At 62.4% G+C, this 13976-nt stretch carries 19 protein-coding genes; 18 read left to right on the top strand and 1 reads right to left on the bottom strand.

Annotated elements, in window-relative coordinates; genetic code table 11:
- The 12 genes from B384_RS0109715 to B384_RS0109660 all read left to right on the top strand — a co-directional run bounded on the left by B384_RS0109715 (position 1) and on the right by B384_RS0109660 (position 6799).
- Complete coding sequence (locus tag B384_RS0109715; RefSeq protein ID WP_019482920.1) at positions 1-246, top strand: RNA-binding protein; 246 nt, start codon at positions 1-3, stop codon at positions 244-246.
- Between the two features lie 115 nt (positions 247-361).
- Positions 362-1036, top strand: a complete 675-nt coding sequence (rimM, locus tag B384_RS18465; RefSeq protein ID WP_019482919.1) for a ribosome maturation factor RimM — start codon at positions 362-364, stop codon at positions 1034-1036.
- Complete coding sequence (gene trmD / locus B384_RS0109705) at positions 1037-1846, top strand: tRNA (guanosine(37)-N1)-methyltransferase TrmD (protein WP_019482918.1); 810 nt, start codon at positions 1037-1039, stop codon at positions 1844-1846.
- A gap of 201 nt (positions 1847-2047) precedes the next feature.
- Entirely contained in the window at positions 2048-2407 is a 360-nt protein-coding gene (gene rplS, locus B384_RS0109700) for a 50S ribosomal protein L19 (RefSeq protein WP_019482917.1), read from the top strand.
- 21 nt (positions 2408-2428) lie between these two features.
- Positions 2429-3103: a signal peptidase I gene (lepB, locus tag B384_RS0109695; protein ID WP_035766873.1), complete on the top strand. Its 675-nt coding sequence runs from the start codon at positions 2429-2431 to the stop codon at positions 3101-3103.
- Positions 3104-3118: 15 nt separating this feature from the next.
- Positions 3119-3931: a signal peptidase I gene (lepB, locus tag B384_RS0109690; RefSeq protein WP_019482915.1), complete on the top strand. Its 813-nt coding sequence runs from the start codon at positions 3119-3121 to the stop codon at positions 3929-3931.
- Positions 3932-3936: 5 nt separating this feature from the next.
- Positions 3937-4686 (top strand): ribonuclease HII, encoded by a 750-nt coding sequence (locus B384_RS0109685; RefSeq protein ID WP_019482914.1) that lies wholly within the window; start codon positions 3937-3939, stop codon positions 4684-4686.
- A 7-nt stretch (positions 4687-4693) separates the two neighbouring features.
- Positions 4694-5020: a DUF2469 domain-containing protein gene (locus B384_RS0109680; protein ID WP_019482913.1), complete on the top strand. Its 327-nt coding sequence runs from the start codon at positions 4694-4696 to the stop codon at positions 5018-5020.
- Between the two features lie 121 nt (positions 5021-5141).
- Positions 5142-5426 (top strand): hypothetical protein, encoded by a 285-nt coding sequence (locus B384_RS0109675; protein WP_019482912.1) that lies wholly within the window; start codon positions 5142-5144, stop codon positions 5424-5426.
- Between the two features lie 51 nt (positions 5427-5477).
- A complete protein-coding gene (locus tag B384_RS0109670) occupies positions 5478-5828 on the top strand; it encodes an ArsR/SmtB family transcription factor (protein WP_019482911.1) in 351 nt (116 codons plus the stop codon).
- A complete protein-coding gene (locus B384_RS0109665) occupies positions 5825-6319 on the top strand; it encodes an SRPBCC family protein (RefSeq protein ID WP_019482910.1) in 495 nt (164 codons plus the stop codon). The genes B384_RS0109670 and B384_RS0109665 overlap by 4 nt, the downstream gene beginning before the upstream one ends.
- A gap of 123 nt (positions 6320-6442) precedes the next feature.
- Complete coding sequence (locus B384_RS0109660; RefSeq protein ID WP_019482909.1) at positions 6443-6799, top strand: YraN family protein; 357 nt, start codon at positions 6443-6445, stop codon at positions 6797-6799.
- Positions 6800-6924: 125 nt separating this feature from the next.
- Here the strand turns inward: B384_RS0109660 and B384_RS19695 are convergent, their stop codons facing one another.
- On the bottom strand, positions 6925-8007 hold the full coding sequence (locus tag B384_RS19695; protein WP_019482908.1) for a hypothetical protein: 1083 nt from the start codon (positions 8005-8007) through the stop codon (positions 6925-6927).
- A gap of 285 nt (positions 8008-8292) precedes the next feature.
- On the opposite strand from B384_RS19695, the gene B384_RS0109650 reads away from it, so the two are divergent.
- The 6 genes from B384_RS0109650 to B384_RS0109625 all read left to right on the top strand — a co-directional run bounded on the left by B384_RS0109650 (position 8293) and on the right by B384_RS0109625 (position 13937).
- Positions 8293-8649 (top strand): YraN family protein, encoded by a 357-nt coding sequence (locus B384_RS0109650; RefSeq protein ID WP_019482907.1) that lies wholly within the window; start codon positions 8293-8295, stop codon positions 8647-8649.
- Complete coding sequence (locus B384_RS0109645; protein WP_019482906.1) at positions 8649-10196, top strand: YifB family Mg chelatase-like AAA ATPase; 1548 nt, start codon at positions 8649-8651, stop codon at positions 10194-10196. The genes B384_RS0109650 and B384_RS0109645 overlap by 1 nt, the downstream gene beginning before the upstream one ends.
- Positions 10193-11431: a DNA-processing protein DprA gene (gene dprA, locus B384_RS0109640; protein ID WP_019482905.1), complete on the top strand. Its 1239-nt coding sequence runs from the start codon at positions 10193-10195 to the stop codon at positions 11429-11431. Before B384_RS0109645 ends, dprA begins: the two co-directional genes overlap by 4 nt.
- Positions 11432-11452: 21 nt before the next feature.
- Positions 11453-12103, top strand: a complete 651-nt coding sequence (locus B384_RS21105) for a methylated-DNA--[protein]-cysteine S-methyltransferase (RefSeq protein WP_019482904.1) — start codon at positions 11453-11455, stop codon at positions 12101-12103.
- 197 nt (positions 12104-12300) lie between these two features.
- The gene (locus tag B384_RS0109630) at positions 12301-13221 is read left to right on the top strand and encodes a tyrosine recombinase XerC (protein ID WP_019482903.1); all 921 of its coding nucleotides are present in this window, start codon (positions 12301-12303) and stop codon (positions 13219-13221) included.
- Positions 13222-13433: 212 nt separating this feature from the next.
- Positions 13434-13937: a DUF3145 domain-containing protein gene (locus B384_RS0109625; RefSeq protein ID WP_024476918.1), complete on the top strand. Its 504-nt coding sequence runs from the start codon at positions 13434-13436 to the stop codon at positions 13935-13937.
- The last annotated feature ends 39 nt before the right edge of the window (positions 13938-13976 follow it).

Here is a 13976-nt window from a genome sequence, read left to right as displayed (position 1 = left end):
TTGCTGGCCGAAGCGCTGGAACACCTCGTCCGGGGAATTGTTGACAGTCCCGATGATGTCAAGGTTTCCCTGAAGAACAACCGCCGTGGGGAAACCCTCGAGGTGCGGGTTCATCAGGACGATCTGGGCCGGGTCATTGGCCGCCAGGGCCGCACAGCCCGCGCCTTGCGCACCGTTGTGTCAGCCCTCGCCGACGGCGAACCGGTACGCGTGGACGTAGTCGATACGGACCGCCGCCGGGGCTAACAGCGCTTCAGCACACCAATTCAGCACAGTATTACATTGAGTTTGGCCCCGCACCGGATAATGGTGGCGGGGCCAAATTTTTGTCCACCTACCCCAGCAGCACCAGGAGTGTCAGATGGAAGTTCAGGTTGCCAGGATCGGCAAACCCCATGGTATTCGCGGCGAAGTGACAGTGCAGCTGTTCACGGATGCGCCGGAAGACCGGTTCGAGGCCGGGGCCATCTTTCGCGCCGAGCCGGCCGCGCTTGGCCCGCTGACGGTCAGCGGTGCCCGCTGGAACAAGGACATCCTGATCCTCGGGTTCGACGGGTTCTCTGACCGCAACGCGGCAGAAACCCTGCGCGGCGCCAAACTGTTCATCGATACGGATGAGGCAGAGGATGACGACGACGACGCCTGGTACGAACACGAACTGGTGGGTCTTGAGGCGCGGGTAGGGAACGACGTCGTCGGCAAAGTCAGCGGACTCCGCACGCTCGAGGTGCAGGACCTGTTGATTGTCGAAACCTCCGCAGGCCACGAGACGCTGGTCCCGTTTGTCGCCGAAATCGTCCCCGAGGTCAACGTCGCTGACGGTTATGTGCTGCTGACCCCGCCCGCCGGATTGTTTGAGCTGAATCTGCCCGGATCCAATCAGGCAGGCCCGGACGACGGCGAAGTGACCGACGTCGACGACGACGGCCCCGCCGGCACTGCGTCTGACACGAACCCCGCCGACCCTGCGTCTGACACAGACCCCGCCGCCGCTGACCCCGCCGCCGCCTCTGACGCTGAGGGCAGCGGTCGCTAAGTGCGCATCGACGTCGTCAGTATTTTCCCGGAGTACCTGGCTGCCCTCGATCTGTCGCTGATCGGGAAGGCGAGGCAGGACGGGTTGCTGGATCTTCGGGTCCACGACCTGCGCAGCTTCACCACCGACCGGCACCGTACCGTTGACGACACGCCCTATGGCGGCGGCGCCGGAATGGTGATGAAGCCCGAGCCGTGGGCATTGGCGCTGCAGTCAGTGATAGACGCGTCGCCGGCCGAGGGCCGGCCGGTGCTGATTGTGCCATCGCCTGCAGGAGCGGTCTTTACCCAGCAAATGGCCCACGAACTGGCTGAGGAACCGCACCTTGCTTTCGCCTGCGGCAGGTATGAGGGGATCGACGAACGGGTGCTCGAGTGGGCCGGTGACCAGTTCGATGTTCGGCCGGTCAGCCTCGGCGACTACGTCCTTAACGGGGGAGAAGTCGCAGTGTTGGCGATGGTGGAGGCCGTCGGTAGGTTGCTGCCCGGAGTGGTGGGTAATCCCGAGTCACTGGTTGAAGAGTCCCACTCCGACGGGCTGCTGGAATACCCGGTTTACACCAAGCCCTCCGACTGGCGCGGCCGCGGTATTCCCGAGGTGCTGCTCAGTGGCAACCACGCGCGGATCGCCCAGTTCAGGCGGGACGAACAGTTCCGGCGCACGGCACAGCGTCGGCCGGACCTGCTGGCCGGGTTGCCGGCCGGGACGCTGAGCAAGGAAGACCTGGCCGCGTTGGCGCAGCTGGGGTACGTCGTCGTCGACGGGGCGTTGACCCGTCAACCGGAGATCACCTCCGAAAGCGTTGACTGACCAACCCCATCCATATGGCATAATTGAACTTTGTGTCTACTGGGTTGTTCCCTGCCACAGGGGGAGAACTACCAACAGGCTGACACGCTGGCGACCAACTCATGGTTTGCCGGTCCAACTAATTTTCCGGCGGACATTGCCTAGGCCTTGACCGCTGTGACTAACGTGAATGACCTGTGGCGTTCACCAGGAGCAATAACCATGCATATTCTTGACGCCGTCGACGCAGCATCACTGCGCACCGACATTCCTGCATTCCGCGCCGGTGACAACCTCAAGGTGCACGTAAACATTATTGAAGGCAAGAACACCCGTGTTCAGATCTTCCAGGGCTTCGTTGTTGGCCGCCAGGGTGATGGCCTCCGCGAAACCTTCACCGTCCGCAAGGTCAGCTTCGGTGTTGGTGTGGAGCGTACCTTCCCGGTTCACTCCCCAGTCCTCGACAAGATCGAGGTTGTCTCACGTGGCGACGTTCGCCGCGCGAAGCTCTACTACATGCGCGATCTTCGCGGCAAGGCTGCCAAGATCAAGGAAAAGCGCGAACCCAAGACTGCCAAGTAACACCAGTTCTTGAACCGCACCATGCCGGGATCAGATCTTCCCCGGCATTCTGCGGGAGCACAACCAGAACGCCGGCCCTTCCGGGGCTGGCGTTTTGTGCTGTCAGCACTCCTCATCGCCGTGGTGCTCGCCTCTGTCCTCAGGGCGACGGTGGTGGACATCTACTTCATTCCCTCGGAATCGATGCAGCCGCTCCTGGAAGAAGGAGACCGGGTGCTCGTTTCCCGGCTCGACGGCGAACCGCAGCGCGGCGACGTCGTCGTCTTCGACGGTCGGGGCTCGTTCGATCCCATCAGTGGGGGTGGTCCGGGGGAGCTCCTCGGGACGGTCGGCCACTGGTTAGGGGTCTCCGGCAGCGACACCGTCTACGTGAAGCGGATCCTGGGTGTCGGCGGCGACACCGTGGCGTGTTGCAGTCCGGGCGGGCAGCTGGAAGTGAACGGGAACCCACTTGACGAGCCCTACGTTTTCCCTTCGGACGCACCCAGTGACCAACAGTTCGAGGTTGAGGTCCCACAGGGTAAATTGTGGGTAATGGGTGATCACCGCTCCGATTCGTTTGATTCACGGTCGTTGCTGGGGGCACCCGGTGGGGGACTGGTCTCGACGGAGCGGGTACTGGGCCGAGCAGTGCAGATTGTCTGGCCACCCTCGCGCTCCGGCCCCATTGAACGTTTCACCGACCACCGACCTTAGGTAGATGACCAGCAGATGGCAACAAGCGTCCCCGGCAAGTCCAACGACGACGCTGATGCCCGTTCGGATGCCCCCAGCCCCGATGTGAGCCGCTCGGCGCACCGTGACCGGAGCGGGAAGAAGCAGGCGAACGACGACGGCGCCCGCAGCCTTGGTGGCTGGCTCAAGGAAATCCTGATCATCGTCGGCATTGCCATCCTGCTGTCCTTCCTGATCAAGACCTTCCTGTTCAGGGCCTTCTTCATCCCCTCCGGATCGATGGAGAACACCCTCGAGATCGACGACCGGATCTTCGTCAACCAACTGGTTCCCGCACCCTTTGAACTGCAGCGCGGCGACGTCGTCGTCTTCCAGGACACCGAGGGCTGGCTGCCAGCACCACCGCCCGGCACCGGCCCCGGAGCCAACTGGGTCAAGGACGGCCTGATCTTCGTCGGCCTCCTCCCCGATGACACCCAGCAGCACCTGGTGAAGCGCGTCATCGGCATGGCCGGTGACCGGGTGGTGTGCTGCGACGACGACGGCCGGATCACGGTCAACGGCGAACCCCTCGAAGAGCCCTACCTCTACCCGGGGGCGAGCCCCTCGGATACCGAATTCGACGTGACTGTCCCCGAAGGCAAAATCTGGGTGATGGGTGACCATCGCAACGCCTCGGCCGACTCGCGCGCCAACGCTGACAAGCCCAACTCCGGATTCATCGACGTCGAGGACATTGAAGGTAAAGCTGCAGTAGTTGCCTGGCCCCTGAACCGGATGGGATTCCTCGGCAATTACCCGGAGGTCTTCGACTCAATTCCCGCGCCCGAAGCCGCCACAGCTCCCTGACTGCGATGAAATCTGCTGCCCCCACCCTCCGCTTTGAACGGTCATTCCTGGACTCGGGACACCGTTTGCTGGCCGGATGCGACGAGGTTGGCCGGGGTGCCCTCGCGGGTCCGGTCTCGGTGGGGCTCGTCATGATCGACCTTTCGGCGGTCAAGGGGTTGAGAGGAGTCCGGGACAGCAAGCTGCTGTCCCCAGCGGATCGGGTGAAGCTGGTCCCGAGGATCCAGAAATGGGCGTTGGCCTACGGCGTCGGGCATGCCACCGCGGCCGAGATTGACGACGTCGGGCTGATGCGTGCGCTGCAGCTGGCGGGAAACCGGGCCTGGGAGCAGGTTGTGGTCACTGCACGACCCGATGCTGTGATCCTTGACGGCAACCACGATTGGCTTTCGCCGCGTGAGCAAGCCACTCTCTTCGACGCCGAAACCGTGGGCCCCGGGGCGCTGGACGTTGACGCGGTGGAGGCGGAGATCTTCACCGGATGCGATGTCCCAGTCCACACCCGCATCAAAGCCGACCTGCAATGCCTTAGCGTCGCGGCGGCCAGCGTCCTGGCGAAAGTGGAACGCGACGCCATGATGGTCGCCTATGCCGCTGAGCATCCCCAGTATGGCTGGGAGATCAACAAGGGTTATGCGACGGCGGGCCACCGCGCCGCGATTGATGGCCTGGGTGCCACCGCTTTGCATCGCACCACCTGGCGACTAGGGGCCGGGGACAGGATCAGCATGCCCCGAGTGGAAATTGGGGGATGATGGGACGATGAGTGCTGAGGATCTTGAAAACTACGAAACCGACATGGAGCTGCAGCTCTACCGTGAGTACCGCGACGTCGTCGGGCTGTTCAGCTACGTGGTGGAGACTGAACGCCGGTTCTACCTCGCCAACCACGTTGACCTGCAGGCGCGCTCGGCCGACGGCGAGATCTATTTCGACCTCACGCTTCAGGACGCGTGGGTGTGGGACGTCTACCGCACGGCACGGTTCGTCAAGAACGTCAGGGTGATCACCTTCAAGGACGTCAACGTCGAAGAACTGACCAAGTCCGACGACATCGCGCTGCCCAAGGATGGTCCACTCGGGAACTGAAGTCTCCCTGAGGTAGGCGCTGGGTAATTTCGGCACACCGCCGGATGGTATCTACAGCTTCCTGCTTCCCTCAGGGTGGGAAGCGGTCGCCGTCGAACCTCTGGACCTGCCCACCTACGGGGTGGAACCCAGCGCATCGGCCTACGTCATTTCGGAGGCCTCAGGTCGACAGATCGCCCGCTTCGACGGCGGAGTTCCAGGCGACGGCGCCGCCCTTCCCAGCCCGGACCATCTGGTCCTCGACTCGGAACTGCTCCCCCAAATCGAGGCAAAGTCCAATCTCCCGGTGCACTTGGTCTTCGAATCGCTTCCCGACTATGAGAATGGTGGACGGCTGTATCAGGCGCACCTTCAAGACGCCCAGCTGAAAGCGATGCTCCTGTCATTCACGGTTAATCCTGCCTGACCATTCCTGACCCCTTGACGGAAAGCTTCGCATTCACTAACGTACAACCACATGGTTGTAGATGAGTTGACTGACGTCGAGGTGGACCGCCTGTTCCAGGCGTTTGCTGACACCACCCGACGGGACATTCTCGTCCGAGCACTGGTCAGTGATTATTCAGTGTCCGGTTTGGCTGCCCACTACGCTATGAGTTTCGCCGCAGTGCAAAAGCATGTGGCCGTTCTTGAGCGCGCCAATCTTGTGACCAAGGAGAAGCGCGGAAGGGAGCAGATTGTGCGGGTTCATCTCGATGCGTTGAGAAGGGCGCGGCGGCTGCTCGAGGAGTACGAAGCGATCTGGCGGCAACGCGTCGACCGGATTTCCGACATCCTGGCCGAGGAAGAAGGGGCATCACCAACATGACAGTTATCAGTACACACAAGGACACCGAGGCTTTAACCCTCACGATCGTTGCCGAGTTCAGCGCCAGCGTTGAGCGGCTCTGGCAAGTCTGGGAGGATCCGCGTCAGCTCGAACGCTGGTGGGGCCCGCCGACCTACCCGGCGACGTTCGACAGCCATGATTTCGTTCCGGGCGGGAAAGCCAGTTACTACATGACCGGTCCGGAGGGGGACAAGAGCCGCGGGTGGTGGGAATTCACTGCCATCAACGCGCCCACCCATCTGGAGTTCGACGACGGTTTCGCCGATGAGAACGGGGATCCGATGGACGAAATGGGAACCACGCACGGCGTGGTCACTCTCGAAGCCATTGACAGCGGCACGCGTATGACGACTGTGTCGAGCTTCGAAAGTCTGGAGCAGCTGGAGAAGATGATCGCGATGGGCATGGAAGAAGGCATCAAGCAGGCGATGGGACAAATCGACGCCGTTCTTGAACGAACCGTGGTCTAGCCCGGGCTGTCACTCAGCGGCACCGTCCTGCACAGGGCGGGTGCCGCTGACTTTTCGCACATAGCTCGAGTAACCCGACACCTCCGGTACCGGCTGTAAGAGGCTGGTACCGGAGGTGTTGTGATGAAGGCGAAGGACCGACTGGGACGCAGGGGAGAGGCGCTGGCGGCGTCGTATCTCGAAGCCGCGGGGTTGGACCTGGTGGACCACAACTGGCGCTGTGGGCTGGGGGAGATTGACCTGGTCGCGATCGACGGATCAACGCTGGTGGTGATCGAGGTGAAGACCCGCTCGTCGCTGGATTTCGGTGATCCGATGGAGGGGATTAGCGCCACCAAGCTTCACCGGCTCTATTTACTTGGTGCGAGGTGGGCGCAGGCTCATGGGCTGCGCTTTTCGGAGATCCGCGTGGATGCGGTGGCCGTGCTCGACGACGGCACCGGCGAACCCCAAATCGACTATCTCCGGGCGGTCAGCTGATGCCGCCGGGACGCACCTACGCGGTGTCGCTCGTCGGGCCGAACAGCCACATCATCTCGGTGGAACCCGACATTGTCAGGGTGCCTCTTGTGGGCTCGTGGCAAGATGCTGACCACGCCGGTGGCTTATCGGGCGGAATTGCTGCTTCCGTCCGTGACGCGAGAAGGCTCCGGAAGGAGACGGGCTTTATCGTCGGTGCTTACGGTTCTCCCTGTCTTCTGGCGCTTGTTTAGCCTGCGCATCCTGCCAGTCTCGAGCGCCCAAAAAGTGGCAAACAATCCAATTTCCCACCACTCAAGTAGGATCACCTCGCGGCCCGGCGCGAAGCGCTGAGCCACAAGTATTGGAACAAAGGCACCAAAAGTCATAAGGACGGCGATGACCAGGTACCCCTGTCGCGCAGACTCGCGGAGGGCGCTGAACTTGAAGAAAGGCCAGGTATTGGTAAGAACGGCCACAAATAGCGAACTTATCAAGAATATTGCCGCAAGATCGTGAATCGTGAGGGGAATGCCCCACTGGGTGAGTCCATCCATGGTTACGTCACCTGCAGGGAAGTACAGCTGTTGGCTTGCTAGGGCCAGAAACCCGATCAGGACTGCCATGGTTGCAACAAGGAAAAAGCGGGTGAGCTTATGCAGCCAGTCACGGTCGACTTCAGCTCGGAAGAGCCTCTGGACGTTCCCCGCTCGCACCTCAAGCAGGAAGACCACCAGGACTAGGAACAAGACACATGCAAGTGTGACGCGTAGGAAGAAGATGTACTCGTCTGCCGACGGAGCCAAACCGTCCGGTGTCTCTGATGACTTCAGTTTCTCCATTAGCACCGGAAAATCCGCCGGAACCAGAGCCACATAGACGGCATAGAAACCGGCGCCGTTGAGTGCATAGTCCTCGATCAGACCCACTCCCTGATAAGCGACAAGGCAAACCGCTATCGCGATGAGGGTTCCTACGAAAACGTCCCGGACCCAGCCCCCATAGTAGGCACTAATCGACCTTTCTAAATGGCCCTGCTCAATTGCGGTGGAGACAGTAACGACGAATAGGACCACTGGCAGCAAAACCAGGAGCCAACGAAGGTAGCTATACGTGATGAGGTGGATGTCCCTCGGGGTTTCGCTCTGAATGTTAGGAGGATTCGGCTGGGCTACGACTGGTGAAACCACGTTTTGCTGGCTGCCGTCTTGCACTGATTCGTTAGTCACGACAGGCCCCTTCTCTCGCATTCGCTTGGAAGAGCGTCCCGCCCCCAGCCTGATCTGTCAAGAAACCCCAGTGGTTTTGGTGATCGTCAAAGCCTCAATTTATTGCGGCCATATCGGGCTCCTTCCGGCTGGGTCTACCGCCCGGCGGGTTCGGCAAGATACACCGTCAACTCCACAGTCCCACTCGCCCTGCACAGGGCGGGCGCTGCTGACTTTCCGCACATAGCTGGAGTAACCCGACACCTCCGGTACCGGTTGTAACACGCTGGTACCGGAGGTGTTGTGATGAAGGCGAAGGACCGACTGGGACGCAGGGGAGAGGCGCTGGCGGCGTCGTATCTCGAAGCCGCGGGGTTGGACCTGGTGGACCACAACTGGCGCTGTGGGCTGGGGGAGATTGACCTGGTCGCGATCGACGGATCAACGCTGGTGGTGATCGAGGTGAAGACCTGCTCGTCACTGGATTTCGGTCATCCGATGGAGGGGATAAGCGCCACCACGCCCGAGCGGTTTTATTTACTTGGTGCGAGGTGGGCGCAGGCTCACGAGCTGCGCTTTTCGGAGATCCGCGTGGACGCGGTGGCCGTGCTCGACAACGGCACCGGCGAACCCCAGATCGACCATCTCCGGGCGGTCAGCTGATGCCGCTGGGACGCACCTACGCGGTGTCGCTCGTGGGTCTGAACGGCCACATCATCGAAGTGGAGGCAGACATTGGACAAACCCTCCCGGCCTTCGTGATCCTGGGTTTACCCGATGCATCGCTCAACGAAGCGCGTGACCGAATTCGGGCCGGAGCACGCAATGCTGGGCTCCCGTTGAGCCGTCGAAAGATCACCGTCAATTTGATTCCCGCCTCTCTGCACAAGCGCGGCTCAGGCTTCGACCTGGCGATCGTCATGGCGGCCCTTGCAGCTACCGGGGAGGTAAGGCGGTGCGGCAACACCGTCTTCATCGCCGAGGTGGGCCTCGACGGCAGGCTTCGGCCGATCAGCGGCGTGCTGCCCGCGGTAATGGCCGGAGTCAAGGCGGGCCACACCCGGTTTGTGGTGGCTGCCGGCAATCACGGCGAAGCGGCGCTCGTCCCGCAGGCCGAGGTCAAAGGATTTGCGAGCCTCGCCGAAGTTTTTCTGGCGTTCGGCGCAGACCCCACGAAAGTGTCCCTGCCTGACACGCCGACTGATCCCGTGCAGGCGCCACTGCCGCCGAATCCGGGGAATCGCCAGCCAGCAATCAAAGACATGGCCGACATCGCCGGCCAGCCAGCAGCACGGTTCGCCGTCGAAATCGCCGCCGCCGGGGCCCATCACATGATGATGGTGGGTCCACCCGGGGCCGGCAAGACAATGCTGGTTGAACGAATGCCCGGGATCCTCCCCGACCTCACAGATCAGGAGGCAATGGAGGTGACAGCTATTCATTCCCTCGGTCGGGTGCTTTCCTGTCACGGGCTGCAGCGACGACCTCCGTTTGAGAGCCCGCACCATACGTCGTCAACGGCCTCGATTATCGGAGGCGGTAGCGGTATTCCGCGCCCCGGCGCCGCGTCCCGGGCACACCGCGGAGTGCTCTTCCTCGACGAGGCGCCCGAGTATCAACGGGGAGTCCTTGAGGCCTTGCGAGAGCCTTTGGAAAGTGGCGAACTGGTGCTTCACCGGTCGGCAGGGACCGCGTCGTACCCCGCCAGGTTTCAACTGGTGATGGCGCTGAATCCTTGTCCCTGTGGGCTGGCCAGCGGCAAAGGCATCGACTGCGTTTGTACTGCTGAACAGCGGCGGCGATACTTCAACCGCTTGTCCCAACCCCTACTCGACCGGGTGGATCTTCAGCTGGCGGTGGCCCGGGTTTCGCTTGCGGATTACTCCGATGGCGCCCGGGCAGAGTCGTCGGCGGTTGTTGCCGCGCGGGTGGCAGCAGCTCGCGCGGCTCAACGTGAACGGTTGGCGAAGTGGGGGGCAAACACCAACGCTGAAATGCCTTCGTCGGTGCTGAACGAAGGTCTCAAACTCCCGCGGGCGGTCACAGCGCCGGTAGACAAAGCCATGAACAACGAGACACTCACCATGCGGGGACACGATCGGGTTCTGAGGGTGGCGTGGACTCTCGCCGATCTGGGCGGACAGTCCTCGCCTACCACCCACGACGTTGAAGTCGCGCTAAACCTTCGACTGCAGGAGAGTGCTTCATGACCAGTTATACCAATCCCACGGTCGTCGCCCGGGCAGCCCTATCGCGGCTGTTCGAGCCATCAGACACCGTGGGTCTGGCCTTGACTCTGGCGGCTGGGCCAATCGATGCTCTGCGGATCGCGACCGGCCGGATTTCGGCTGGATCTACGTTGCCGCTGGAGGTCGCCGGGCTACTTGAATCACAGGGGATCAGTATCCGCCCGCAGGCGCTAGTCGATGCGCTGGAACGATGGAGGCCGCGGGTCGCGGATCTGGCTCCCGAACGAGACCTTGCAACCCTCGAACGACTGGGTGGGATACTCCTGACCCCGGAAAGTGAAGACTGGCCCAACGCCATCGATGACCTGCAGCTCTCGGCGCCCTCCTGTCTCTGGATCCGCGGAAACTACTCGCGGGGCATACCTGAGCTCAACCGCATGGTGGCAGTGGTGGGGTCACGCGACAGCACAGCCTATGGAACAGCTGTGACAGGCGACCTGGCAGCCGGTCTGGTCACCCGCGGGTACACAGTGGTTTCGGGAGGAGCCTATGGAATCGATGCGCAGGCGCACCGCTCTGCTCTGGCAGCCGCCGATGATGAACGGACGCTGCCGACTATCGGGGTGACCGCGTGCGGCATTGATCGGTATTACCCGGCGGGCAATGAGCAGTTGCTGCGCGAAACGGCACGACGCGGGCTGCTGGTCGCCGAAGTGCCGCCCGGCTCCTCGCCAACCCGGTGGAGATTCCTGCAGCGCAACAGGTTGATCGCAGCCCTGTGCGCGGTGACCGTGGTGGTTGAGGCACGCTGGCGGTCGGGTGCACTGAACACCGCCCATCACGCTGCCGGGCTGGGACGGTCCGTAGGCGCCGTACCCGGGTCGGTGTTCTCAGCCAATTCTGCGGGATGCCATCGACTCATGCGGGAGGGTAGCGCCATCTGCGTCACCGACGCCGCAGAGATCGCCGAACTGGCTGGCCCCATTGGGAGCGTCATGGTCCCTGAGCCGGACGGGGAGCATGCCGTGCACGATGGTCTCACCGTCGAGGACATCCTGCTGCTTGACGCCCTGCCTGTTCGAGCGAGCACCACCATCGACAAACTGGCCTCGGTGGCCGGATTAAGCATTCGTGACGTTCTGGCAGGACTAAGCCGGTTGGAGCTAAGCACCCTCGCAGAACGAACCCACGACGGCGGGTGGCGTCGCGGCGCCCCTCATCCTGACCACAACCGGCCCCACACCAAGCCCAACTAACAGTATGGAAGGATCACCCCGATGAAGACGCATAAGTTCATCGATACCCCGATAGGCAGACTCCTCCTGGTCGTCGAACGGGGTGCGCTCACAGCGGTCTTTCACGACCTGCATAAGCCACCACCGATCCCATCGGCCGTTGGCCTCCCGTTCGCCAGGATATTGGGCGCGAATACGATACCTGGTCTGAGCAACGGGTCCGGCGCCCCGGGTACCTCAGGAGGTTCAGCGGGCTCGGGCGGACATACCTCTGCTGCCGGTGGGTCCGGCGTTGTGGAGGAGCACATGAGTGCAGCCAGCCTGAAGGCGGACACCGCCACCTTCAACCGCGCGAGCGACCAGTTCCGCGCCTACTTCGCGGGAAGCCGACGCGCCTTCAGCCTCCCTGTCCACGCCAACGGCACTGACTTCCAGCAGAAAGTCTGGGCTGCGGTCCTGGCTATCCCGTACGGGGAGACTCGCAGCTATCGGGAACTTGCCGCGCAGCTCGGGAACCCTTTAATGGGTCGGGCGATCGGCGCTGCCATCCGGGTCAACCCGCTGTCGATCATCATTCCCGGGCACCGCGTGGTCAGGTCCACCGGCGGTATCACAGGATACTCGGCCGGACCGGAGGTCAAGCGCTTCCTACTCGAGCTTGAGGCAGGTGATGCAATCCGTCCCGCCGCCTGAGGTCGGGCAGGGCCTGTGGTCGGGCAGGGCCTGTGGTCGGGCTGCCGCCTGTGATCTGCCCGTTGCCTGAGGTTAGGCTGGGCCTGCGACCCGGCTTCTACCCCTGGGAACTGGTTCAACCCGCGATCTGGCGACAGAAGGCCGGTAGACCGGAGCGCCTGCTTGAGGATGGACGCCGCAGGGCCCACAGTGAATAGATGCAGCAATTGCCTGAGCCCTTCCAGAGTATCGTCGCTCGGTACCAGGGCTATCTCAGCGCCGAACGGAATCGGTCTGTTCACACCGTGCGTGCCTACCTGACGGATATCGGAGGGCTGCTCCGCTTCGCTCAGGATTCCGGTGTCACACGACTGGATGAGCTGACTCTCGCTGATCTTCGATCCTGGCTTGGTTCGATGGATGCGCAGGGCCAGGCGCGGTCGACGATTGCCCGGCGCGCTGCCACCGTTCGCAGTTTCCTCGCATGGGCGGTGCGCGAGGAACTGATCGAGGCAAACCCTGCGCTTCGACTACGCGCACCCAAACGGGAAAAAACATTGCCCGGGGTCCTATCCTCGAAACAGCTGGACGGGATCTTTGAATCCCTGCGCGCCGCATCAACCGAGGGCGACCCGATTGCCCTGAGGGACACAGCCCTCGTAGAGGTGCTTTACGGCACCGGCATCCGGGTGGGGGAGTTAGTCGGGTTGGACGTTGACCACCTCGACGTAGATCGCCGGACCCTGCGCGTGGTCGGTAAAGGCAACAAGGAACGAACCGTTCCGTACGGGGTGCCTGCTGCACACGCCCTCGACGATTGGCTCCGTCGCGGCCGTCCGAAGCTGGTTACCGCGGCCAGCGGCTACGCGCTGTTCCTGGGTCGACGTGGGGGCCGAATGGATCAGCGCCAGGCACGGTCGACAGTCGAAAGGCTGTTCGCTGGCGTCGAAGGCACTTCGGCGACAGGACCGCACGCCTTGCGGCACAGCACTGCGACCCATCTGCTGGACGGCGGCGCAGATCTGAGGGCAGTCCAGGAAATCCTCGGACATTCGAGTCTTGCCACCACCCAGATTTATACCCACGTCTCGGTGGATCGTCTCCGTAGGAGCTATGAGCAGGCCCACCCCCGCGCCTGACGCCACACCTGGTGGTTGGCAAAGACCGACGTTGGGCGAAAGACAAGTAGCCCGAATGGCAATGTGAGTAGCACTAACGTAGTTACAGTGGCGCAATTAGACTATGTAAGGCAGAATGAACCCTAGTCTGCCGTGTCGGCGGACACAGACAGATATTTTCGATCCCGTTGCAGGTCGTTGGGGAAGACGTACCTACAGCTATGGAGGATGGAATGTCTGGTATTACGGCGCGCGGAGTGTTGTATATTCACTCAGCCCCTTCCGCGCTATGCCCACATATCGAGTGGGCCATCGGTTCTGTGATTGATCAGCGAACCGATCTAAAGTGGACCCCTCAACCTGCCTCGCCCGGTATGTTCCGTGCCGAGTTGTCTTGGGTGGGCCCGCAGGGTTCCGGTGCGCAGCTGGCATCGGCCCTTCGCGGATGGGCCCATCTTCGGTACGAGGTCACCGAGGAACAGAGCGCTGGCGCTGATGGCGGCCGGTGGTCACACACACCGGAACTGGGGATCTTCCACGCCGCCACTGACGTTCACGGCAACATCATGGTGACCGAGGACCGCATCCGGTATGCCTACGAAACGGGCGCCGGCGACCCCGCTGCCGTCTACCACGAGCTTTCCCTCGCCCTCGGCGAGTCCTGGGATGAAGAACTTGAACCCTTCCGGCACGCCGCGGAAGGCGCACCGGTCAGGTGGCTTCACCAGGTCGGCTAACAAACCACCACTGCCTAACGGACACTCACCGTCCCTGAG

The organism is Arthrobacter sp. TB 23, assembly GCF_000294595.1.
In the GTDB taxonomy this organism is placed as follows: Bacteria; Actinomycetota; Actinomycetes; order Actinomycetales; family Micrococcaceae; genus Arthrobacter_D.
This window is presented reverse-complemented; position numbering and strand designations above follow the sequence as displayed.